The sequence below is a fragment of the Clostridia bacterium genome (assembly GCA_028698525.1).
Taxonomy (GTDB): domain Bacteria; phylum Bacillota; class Clostridia; order JAQVDB01; family JAQVDB01; genus JAQVDB01.
In genome coordinates, this window is sequence record JAQVDB010000087.1 from 1 (window position 1) to 6,558 (window position 6,558).

9 protein-coding genes are annotated in these 6,558 nt (G+C 31.7%); 5 read left to right on the forward strand and 4 right to left on the reverse strand.

All coding sequences use genetic code 11. The annotated features are described in order from the left end of the window. Nucleotides 1–139, forward strand: a 139-nt coding sequence (locus PHP06_10130; GenBank protein ID MDD3840898.1) for an ATP-binding protein, incomplete at its 5' end; no start/stop codon positions are given. A gap of 34 nt (nt 140–173) precedes the next feature. Here the strand turns inward: PHP06_10130 and PHP06_10135 are convergent. Both PHP06_10135 and PHP06_10140 read right to left on the reverse strand, forming a co-directional pair. After that, a complete protein-coding gene (locus PHP06_10135) occupies nt 174–1,436 on the reverse strand; it encodes a S8 family peptidase (protein MDD3840899.1) in 1,263 nt (420 codons plus the stop codon). Nucleotides 1,437–1,504: 68 nt separating this feature from the next. Continuing rightward, nucleotides 1,505–1,765: a hypothetical protein gene (locus PHP06_10140; protein MDD3840900.1), complete on the reverse strand. Its 261-nt coding sequence runs from the start codon at nt 1,763–1,765 to the stop codon at nt 1,505–1,507. A gap of 144 nt (nt 1,766–1,909) precedes the next feature. Here PHP06_10140 and PHP06_10145 point away from each other — a divergent pair, with 144 nt between their 5' ends. From PHP06_10145 to PHP06_10160, 4 genes are all read left to right on the forward strand, one after another. Continuing rightward, nucleotides 1,910–2,080: a hypothetical protein gene (locus tag PHP06_10145; protein ID MDD3840901.1), complete on the forward strand. Its 171-nt coding sequence runs from the start codon at nt 1,910–1,912 to the stop codon at nt 2,078–2,080. 31 nt (nt 2,081–2,111) lie between these two features. Next, a complete protein-coding gene (locus PHP06_10150) occupies nt 2,112–2,981 on the forward strand; it encodes a hypothetical protein (protein MDD3840902.1) in 870 nt (289 codons plus the stop codon). Between the two features lie 212 nt (nt 2,982–3,193). Continuing rightward, on the forward strand, nt 3,194–3,883 hold the full coding sequence (locus PHP06_10155; protein ID MDD3840903.1) for a tetratricopeptide repeat protein: 690 nt from the start codon (nt 3,194–3,196) through the stop codon (nt 3,881–3,883). A 119-nt stretch (nt 3,884–4,002) separates the two neighbouring features. Then, a complete protein-coding gene (locus PHP06_10160; GenBank protein MDD3840904.1) occupies nt 4,003–4,482 on the forward strand; it encodes a ribonuclease H-like YkuK family protein in 480 nt (159 codons plus the stop codon). 53 nt (nt 4,483–4,535) lie between these two features. Here the strand turns inward: PHP06_10160 and uppS are convergent, their stop codons facing one another. Further along, on the reverse strand, nt 4,536–5,177 hold the full coding sequence (uppS, locus tag PHP06_10165; protein ID MDD3840905.1) for a polyprenyl diphosphate synthase: 642 nt from the start codon (nt 5,175–5,177) through the stop codon (nt 4,536–4,538). Between the two features lie 168 nt (nt 5,178–5,345). Further along, nucleotides 5,346–6,470: a hypothetical protein gene (locus tag PHP06_10170; GenBank protein ID MDD3840906.1), complete on the reverse strand. Its 1,125-nt coding sequence runs from the start codon at nt 6,468–6,470 to the stop codon at nt 5,346–5,348. Between the last annotated feature and the right edge of the window lie 88 nt (nt 6,471–6,558).

Sequence of the window (6,558 nt, forward strand, 5' to 3'; positions counted from 1 at the left end):
CACTAAAGGCAAGGGAGGAAACGGATTGGGTCTATACATAGTGGACAATATCATATCAAAACATGGAGGAACTATAACGGTAGAAAGCAATCAGAGAGAAGGTACTACGTTTAAAGTTCGACTTCCGTTAACTCTGTAGCAGGCAAAGTGAAAAGGGCTTTTATCTGCCCTTTTCACTTTGCTAGAAAAGATATATTCAGTAATCCTTTTCCTTGCTCATAAAGTTTTGCATTGAGGTTTATTGTGTTTTCCTTGATCAATTTTTTTACTTTATCCGGGGAGATATCAGGGAATTTTTCTAATATAAGAGCAATGCTGCCTGATACTATAGGAGTTGAAACAGATGTACCTGTTGCTTTACGATATAAATCGGTGGGAAGCACATCTGTATACTTATTTGTTGCTTTGTTTGGTGTATAACTTTTATTGCTGTTTAGAGAAATCACGTTAACACCCGGTGCAACTAGATCAGGTTTAATTATATTTTTATAGATAGGGCCTCTACTTGAAAAATTAGCAATGGTATCATCTTTTATATCTGATGTACCCTTATTGTCTGAAGCTCCTATCGTTATTATGGTTGGGCTTATTCCCGGCGTAGTGATAGTTCCCTTTTTAGGGCCTGAATTGCCAGCCGCAGCTACTACCACTATACCTTTTTCCCATGCCTTATTAACTGCCCTTACCAGAGGATCTATTCTTAAGGGTTGCTCTGCCTTAGAGCCTAAAGATAATGACATTATTTTGATATTATACTTTTTGCTATTATCCAATACCCATTGTATTCCTGCCACTATGTCGGAAGTGTTGCCGGTGCCGTTTTTATCCATTACTTTTACGGATATAATGTTTGCATCAGGTGCTGCGCCTATATATTTTCCGTTTGATGAATACCCGTTACCTGCAGCACTGCCTGCTACATGAGTTCCATGACCATTATCATCATAGGGCGAAGTATGTTTATTGACAAAATCTTTGAAAGCTATTATTCTATTTTTAGGTTTAGTTAGATCAGGATGCGGGAATACTCCTGTATCGAGTATCGCTATACCGATATTTTTACCGGTGTATCCGGTTTTGTTTACAATTTCTGCCCCTGTCTGCTTTCTTGCAATATTCAATTGTGAAAAAATTTTGCTGTCATCACATATATACCTAACATTTTTTATCTTTGCAATATTTTCAATGGAATGTGCAGGTATTTCAATTGCATAACTATTGATTATAGGAAGTTTGTATTTTACTTTTGCATTGCGTTTCTGCATGATATATTCTAAACTATCATTGAATCCCTTATTTGTGGTTTCAACAATGACTGATATACTCTCCCGAGTTAATGTCCTTATTTTGGTTTTTACTCTCTTATCTATTTTGTTAAAATGACTGTTTTTAAAGGGAATAACAAGTAAGGGGAGAAGCATTTTTATTCCTATCATATTTTCACCTCTTCATGTTTTATTAATTTATATTATGAAGAGATGGTTAGAACTGTTAATATATTCAGTTACTTATCTTTTAATAATTCTATTATTTTGTCAAGCTTATCTTTTTGCTCTTCATCTAACAGAGGTTGGAGAGATTCTTTAAAGGATTCCATCTGTTTTATATCTATGTTGTTCTCTTTTTGTACCTTTTTTAACTCTTGTATTAAATCGTAGTTTGACTTTTCTGACATTTCCTTTGCTTTACTTTTTATTGTCTCTATCGTTTCCTGGTCGGTCACTTCAAAGAGTTTGTTTAAAATGTCTTGATTTTTATCTGACATATATATCCTCCTCTCTGATACTTTATTTTACATTATATGTTGCTAGGTAGAAATATATTCTGAGTCGATGGCCAAAAAAGAGTAACAAATACCAATCTTTTTACGTATTATGATTATATGGTGAATAAATTGGGAGGATGATTTATGGAGAAAAAGCTTAAAATTCTAAGTTTTTCTGATAGTTTATTATTCTTTTTTCTTTTATTAACAATATTGTTAGATGTGAGCTTTAAACCAAACAATATGTTGTTTTTTTTCCTGCTGTTAGCAATAATATCCCAGACAAATAAGGATAAGCAGGGACAGCCTTTTTAAAGAATAATAATTTTTGGGGGATGGTATGTAAATGCACAAAAAAGATAATGCCTATGTATTAAAATTTCTTCTTCTATTTTTATTTTTTAATTTTATCGTTAAAAAAGACGGTCTCAATACTTTAGATAATGATAAAACAAGGAGCAATAATGGCGAAATAATGAACAATGGTGAAAAACCAAAAGAAAAAGAGAACGGAAGACCCCAGGGAGAAGATATTCAGATGCTAGTTCTAGAAAGGGGAATGGATATTTTAAAAAGCGTTGTACCTTTTTTCGATGACAGAGATCAAAAATCAATAATAATGTTTTTGAAGCTTGCAGGTGTGGCGAAAGATATTCGTGTTATATTAAATCCTGATCTGATGATAAAAGAAAAAAATACGATTAATATCCACAATTTTCATGGAGACGAATATGATAGAGTAACAGAAATGATGAAAAAGGTGAAGCCATTTATCAGGAAAGAATATCATCAACAAATAGATACAGCTGAAAAGTTTAATTATTTGCGGAAAAATTATATAGACTACATTAAAAGTAAAGAGAGATTACATAATTCACGCACCGATGATATGCTTCCTATAGATGTGGGGGTTTTAGAGATTATGAGTCCTATCCTCACTCAGGAACAGAACAAAAAGATACAAAATTTTATACGTGCTGCTAAATTATTTGAGGCATTGAATAAAATAGAAGATAAAAGCGATGATAAGCAGATGGTGGAAGTTATAAAGTCCATGTTAAATAGCAAACAGCAGCAACAGATGGAAAAATTTTTGGCTATTCTCAATTCAATGAATGCAGTTAATAAAAACAAACAAACATTGGTAGAAGGAAATGAGCAACAAAAATATGACCAGGTTGATGAAAATATTGTTAATCAAGAGAGGTCGGGCTAACCCATAAGCCCTTCCTCTTTTTTTATTTTTAAAAATATTATTTTATGGATAAAAAACTTTTGAAAATAATACAAATTTGTTGAAGGCACCTTGTGCATCTATAGTGATAATTTCGACTTTGATGTATATTATGTATAATTATATTGTTAAATAACTGAAGGTTTATGTTATTATATAGATTATACTATCAATAATGGAAGGGACATGATTCTATGGCTAGTATCTTTGCAAATGTGTATGCATTTTTGGGGAACTTGAATAATGTGATCAATAATACACAAAAAGCAGAAAAATATTATTGCAAGGCATATAATAAAGGGTGTAGACAGCCATACATGCTGCTGGCTTATGGGCTTATAAAATTGAAGAAAGGTGAATTCACAGAGGCTAAACAATTATTTGAGCATTCAAATAAGATGTCGTTGTCAAAGAATCTGGATATTAGTTGCAAAATGAATTTAGCTCTTGCAGATTGGAAACTAGGCAATTTGGATGATGCTGAAAAAGCCCTTCGAAAACTTCATAAAGAGTTTAGATCCTCATTAGTTTATGGTTCGCTGGGATATATTTTGGTAGAAAATGGGAAGTTAGAAGAGGCATTAGAATACAATATGGAAGCATTAGATTATGATGAAAATGATCATGTGGTATTGGATAATATCGGCCAAATTTATTTCAGGATGGGGGAATATGACAAAGCAGAGAGATATTTCGAAAGTGCTCTAAAAGAGAAAGACGATCTTGCTGATACCTTATATTATCTTGGATGTATATTTGAAGAACGAGGTAATGTAGATCAAGCTTTAAAATCATTTAAAAAAGCCGAAAACTGCAGAATAACACCATTAAATACTGTAACAAGAGAGCAGATAAAGGTAAAAATTGATAATTTAAATAAATAGTGTTATGATGTATAATAAATTTTATAAAGTGTTTTTTAAATTTTATCATTAAATAATGCAGGTTTGTGTATAATATTTATTATACTTGGATTAAACTTATAGACAGGGTGGTTACTGATATGATTTTCAAAGGCGAAGGTGGAAGAAGAGCAAACGTTGACCAATTATTTAAAGCTTTTGGGCAATTTGTTGCTAAAAAGCCTGAAAAAAAGTATAAGATAATTATTGGTACCGATTCTATGACCCGGGTTGGTCGTATAAAATACGTAACTGCGATAATCCTTCAAAGGATAGGCAATGGAGGTATAGTTTTTTTTCATACGAGATATAAAAGCGAGGTATCTCTATATGAAAAATTGATGACAGAAGTATCTTTTAGTATTGAGGTTGCAAATAATATAATAATACCTGAATGCTTGAAAAGGAATTTTATTTATCCGATAGAAATTCACATAGATATAGGGGAACAAGGTAAGAGTTTTAACTTCCAAAATCAAGCCATTGGATATGCAAAAGGATGTGGATTTAACGATAAAGAGATCAAAATAAAGCCGTATGCCTTTGGAGCTACCAGTGTAGCCGATCGATATACTAGATAGAACAGATTGAATACATTAAAATTGTTCTATTTAGCGCATTAATTAGGTAATTTCTAACCTCCAAGAGTTATATCTTGTTTATCATACCATTTCAAAGCATCAAAAAAATGTTTTGGTTTAAAATCAGGCCAGTAATCATCCACCACGTAGAAATCTGCATAGATAGATTGAACGGGCAAAAAACCACTCAATCTTCTTCTTCCTCCCCAGCGTATAATTAAGTCTACTCTTGATATATCGTAGGATTTGATGTTATTTATAATTTCTTTTTTAGCATGATGAGCTGCTTTTAAATTATTTAGATCCCATTCCCAACCATAGTTTACTAGAAAATTAACTTTAATTTCTCCCGTGCCAAAAGTTACTCTAGTAGTGTATGGGAGTAATTCTTTAGGTAGCATAGGAGAATCGCTGTTACCTACCACCAATAAAGAAGCATCTTCTTTTGAAAGCATTTTTACTGCATCTACACAGGCCCTGGTAAATGCTATTCTTTGGTTTTTAGGTCTTTTTGTATTATCGGTAGTGAATCCATAGTATGTCAACTCTTTTACTCCCGCCTGTTTACAAAGCCTATAAAGCATTAAACCCGGTTCCAGACCCTTTTGGTATCCTTTTTCTTTAGACATTCCATTAGAGATTGCCCACCTTCTATTTCCATCCGGGATAATCCCAATATGATCGGGTATTCTCATTATAATCACCTCGGATATTATTATCTATATCAAGAAATGCTCAACTATATTATTGACATCTTTTTTAAAACTAATTCAGCTAGTTATCAGATTAGCAAAGTTTGGTTTTATCTAACTAGTAAACAGACACTTGCATATATATTTGAACAAAAAAACTGATAGCATGTATCAATCAGAATTTAAAATGCTATCAGTTATGTCGACATGTTCTATGCCATCTTCTAAAATATTTATCTTTGGTCCATCCAACTCGATTTGAGAATAGAGTATATATTTGCCACTAGATGAAAATTTTATAGGACCACATAGTTCTTTATTATCAACTATTGTTTGCGTAATCATCTTATCTATATCGAAGACATTCAAAGAAGAACCTTTGTCTGAGTAAGAAATATAGGCAATTTTATTTTGCCGGGGAACCCAGGATAGACCCGGCAAAATGTTATTGTTTTTACTCACCTTAAATTCATCTATTTTTATCTCTTCTTTATTGCCATTTTTGAGCCATAATGACAAATTGCCCTTCATATACCGCCAGTAAGCAATTTGGTCGTTTCTAAATATAGGTGATAAACAAGAATTTAATACTGTTTCGTCACTCTCCATACTGCATAAACGATGCAGATCATTCAAACTGATCCAATTAAAATGTTTGCTTCTTTTTTTGCTAGAAAAATATATACAATTATTTTCATCTATATGATATATTTTATCCGGAAAACATCTTACTTTTGATACTTGTTCAGCATTATTTGTTTTTACAAAAATAGACCATTTTAAACGTTGATTTAAACTATCAGTGTAACATAAAATTGACCCATCTGATGATAATGTAAAATTTTTAACACCTTTTTGATTATAGTATTCACATAGCTCTATTTTTCCTGCATTGTCGAAATATATAATTATAGGACCTGAGTCTGTATTGAAATAGCAAAAAACTTTATCACCATGAATTTTTATATCATCAATGGAATCAAATACTTTTATTTCGCTAGGCTCTAATTTTGAAGATATGTTTTTAGTATTTGCATCTATCTGAAATATTTCAGGAATATTATCTTGTTTATTGAGTTTTAAAACTACTAATTGATCTTTCAATGGGTGCCATTTCATATCAATAAAAAGATTTTCGTCATCAGAATATACCATAGAATTGAAAACATTAAAATAAGATGGTTGTCCACCAAAATAAAACTGAGTATATAAATCAAAACCCAAATATGCCAGAAAGCATATTATAACTGCAATGGAAAAGATAATTAGTATGCGTCGGGTGTTAGCTGTCAACATAACATGTTCCTTTCTAAATGATTACATATTATAGTTTAACATGAAAAAAATAATAACACAATCTGATAAACTCAAAGATTATTCGTGT